The sequence below is a fragment of the Mycobacterium sp. genome (assembly GCF_049280035.1).
In the GTDB taxonomy this organism is placed as follows: domain Bacteria; phylum Actinomycetota; class Actinomycetes; order Mycobacteriales; family Mycobacteriaceae; genus Mycobacterium.
Map to the genome: position 1 here is coordinate 1 of NZ_JBAPPI010000486.1, position 2,577 is coordinate 2,577.

The window sequence follows — 2,577 nt, forward strand, 5'->3', positions numbered from 1 at the left end:
CGCGGCGAGTTCGAGGAACGCCTCAAGGCCGTGCTCGACGACATCAAAAACTCCGCCGGGCAGATCATCACCTTCATCGACGAGCTGCACACCATCGTCGGGGCCGGCGCGACCGGTGAATCGGCGATGGACGCCGGCAACATGATCAAGCCGATGCTGGCCCGCGGCGAACTGCGCCTGGTCGGCGCCACCACACTTGACGAGTACCGCAAGCACATCGAGAAAGACGCCGCGCTGGAGCGGCGCTTCCAGCAGGTCTTCGTCGGTGAGCCGTCGGTCGAGGACACCGTCGGCATCCTGCGTGGCCTCAAAGACCGTTACGAGGTGCATCACGGTGTGCGCATCACCGACTCCGCGCTGGTCGCGGCGGCCACGCTATCCGACCGGTACATCACCGCCCGGTTCCTGCCGGACAAGGCCATCGACCTGGTCGACGAGGCCGCCAGCCGGCTGCGGATGGAGATCGACTCGCGGCCCGTCGAAATCGACGAGGTCGAGCGCCTGGTGCGCCGACTCGAGATCGAAGAGATGGCGCTGGCCAAGGAAGAGGACGCGGCGTCCAAGGAGCGCCTGGAGAAGTTGCGCTCCGAACTGGCCGACCAACGCGAGAAGCTGTCCGAGCTGACCACCCGGTGGCAGAACGAGAAGAACGCCATCGACGTCGTCCGCGAACTCAAGGAGCAGCTGGACACGTTGCGCGGGGAGTCCGAGCGCGCAGAGCGCGACGGTGACCTGGCCAAGGCCGCCGAGCTGCGCTATGGGCGCATCCCCGAGGTGGAAAAGAAACTCGACGCGGCGCTGCCGCAAGCTGAGGCCCGCGAGAACGTGATGCTCAAGGAAGAGGTCGGTCCCGACGACATCGCCGACGTGGTGTCGGCGTGGACGGGCATCCCGGCGGGTCGGCTGCTGGAAGGCGAAACCGCCAAGCTGCTGCGGATGGAAGACGAGCTGGGTAAGCGCGTCGTCGGGCAGAAGAAGGCCGTGCAGGCCGTGTCCGACGCAGTGCGCCGCTCGCGCGCCGGCGTCGCCGACCCCAACCGGCCGACCGGGTCATTCCTGTTCCTGGGCCCCACCGGCGTCGGCAAAACCGAGCTGGCCAAGGCGCTGGCCGATTTCCTTTTCGACGACGAGCGAGCGATGGTCCGCATCGACATGAGCGAGTACGGCGAGAAGCACTCGGTGGCCCGCCTGGTCGGTGCACCGCCGGGCTACATCGGCTACGACCAGGGCGGCCAGCTGACCGAAGCGGTACGCCGCCGGCCGTACACCGTGGTTTTGTTCGACGAGGTCGAAAAGGCTCACCCGGACGTGTTCGACGTGCTGCTGCAGGTCCTCGACGAGGGCCGGCTCACCGACGGGCAGGGCCGTACCGTCGACTTCCGCAACACCATCCTGATCCTGACGTCCAACCTCGGGTCGGGTGGCACTGAAGAGCAAGTGATGGCGGCGGTGCGTTCGGCGTTCAAACCCGAGTTCATCAACCGGCTCGACGACGTGCTGATCTTCGACGGGCTGAACCCCGAAGAGCTGGTGCGGATCGTCGACATTCAGCTGGCTCAGCTGGCCAAGCGGCTGGCGCAACGGCGGCTGCAACTGGAGGTCTCGCTGCCGGCCAAAAAGTGGCTATCGCAGCGCGGGTTCGACCCGGTCTATGGGGCGCGTCCGCTGCGGCGGCTGGTCCAGCAGGCCATCGGGGATCAGCTGGCCAAGATGTTGCTGGCCGGCGACGTGCACGACGGCGACACGGTTCCGGTGAACGTCAGCGCCGACGGCGACAGCCTCGTGCTTGGGTGATGGTGGCGACCCGGTTGGCCCGGCTGCGGAGCCGAAGCGGTAGCAAACTTTAATTCTGTTGTGACCTGCTGGCGTTCTCGGTTGGGGGCTGACAGCAGCTAGGCTACGTGGCGATGGTTCCGCTTTGGTTTACGCTCTCCGCGCTGTGCTTCGTGGGCGCGGCGGTGTTGCTATACGTCGACGTCGATCGCCGCCGCGGGCGGGGTCGTCGTCGCAAGTCGTGGGCACGTTCGCACGGATTCGACTACGAGCTGGAATCCACCGAAATCCTCAAGCGCTGGAAGCGCGGGGTGATGTCGACCGTGGGCAGCAATATCCCGGCGCGCAACGTCGTGTTGGGCCAGATCCGCGGTGAGGCGGTGTTCATCTTCGATCTCGAGGAAGTCGCCACCGTGATCGCGCTGCACCGCAAGGTGGGCACCAACGTCGTGGTCGACGTGCGGCTCAAAGGGCTCAAAGAGCCTCGCGAGAACGACATTTGGCTGCTGGGCGCGATCGGGCCGCGGATGGTCTACTCCACGAACCTGGACGCCGCCCGCCGGGCCTGCGATCGCCGCATGGTCACCTTCGCTCACACCGCGCCCGACTGCGCCGAGATCATGTGGAACGAGCAGAACTGGACGCTGGTCAGCATGCCTATCGGCAGTACTCGTGCCCAATGGGACGAGGGCCTACGCACGGTGCGCCAATTCAACGACTTGCTGCGGGTGTTGCCGCCGGTGGCACAGTCCGCCGCTGCGCCGCAATCGGCCGGACGCCATAAAGCGGCACCCAGCCGTCCGC

General features: G+C 66.5%; 2 protein-coding genes. Both read left to right on the forward strand.

What is annotated here, in order from left to right:
* The coding region (locus WAN71_RS15935) for an ATP-dependent Clp protease ATP-binding subunit (protein ID WP_422226257.1) at window positions 1–1,794 on the forward strand (1,794 nt) is incomplete at its 5' end.
* Window positions 1,795–1,907: 113 nt separating this feature from the next.
* Window positions 1,908–2,577, forward strand: a 670-nt coding sequence (gene ttfA / locus WAN71_RS15940) for a trehalose monomycolate transport factor TtfA (protein WP_422226258.1), incomplete at its 3' end; no start/stop codon positions are given.